The organism is Priestia sp. SIMBA_032, from assembly GCF_046535215.1.
Classification (GTDB): Bacteria; Bacillota; Bacilli; order Bacillales; family Bacillaceae_H; genus Priestia; species Priestia aryabhattai.
Genome location: NZ_JAWRXD010000357.1, coordinates 1 through 312, shown reverse-complemented (window position 1 = coordinate 312; position 312 = coordinate 1). Strand labels below are relative to the sequence as shown.

The following is a 312-nucleotide window of genomic DNA, read 5'->3' as shown; positions in this document are numbered from 1 at the left end:
CATCAATTCGTTTCAAACCGATGCGAGAAATATTTAAAAAGGCAAATAAATTTGTCTTTGCCTGCTCTCTACTTTTTACTAAATCTGCAATGCGATCAGCACCGCAACTACCCGCATCAACAATTGTCGTTACCCCTTGCTTAACGCCAATTTCATCTACCTCATCGCCATACGGATCAAACTCTGGAAAAGCGTGAACGTGCAAATCAATCCAGCCACTCGATACGTAAGTACCAGAGTAATCAAGAACCTTTCCACCCTCGCCAGCACCAGCTTTCGTCACCTGTGCGATTTTGTTATTTTCAATTACAA

1 pseudogene is annotated in these 312 nt (G+C 42.3%); it reads right to left on the bottom strand.

Going from position 1 to position 312, the window contains the following annotated elements:
- Positions 1-312 (bottom strand): annotated as a pseudogene (locus SB717_RS34745) (amidohydrolase/deacetylase family metallohydrolase); the annotation flags it as partial.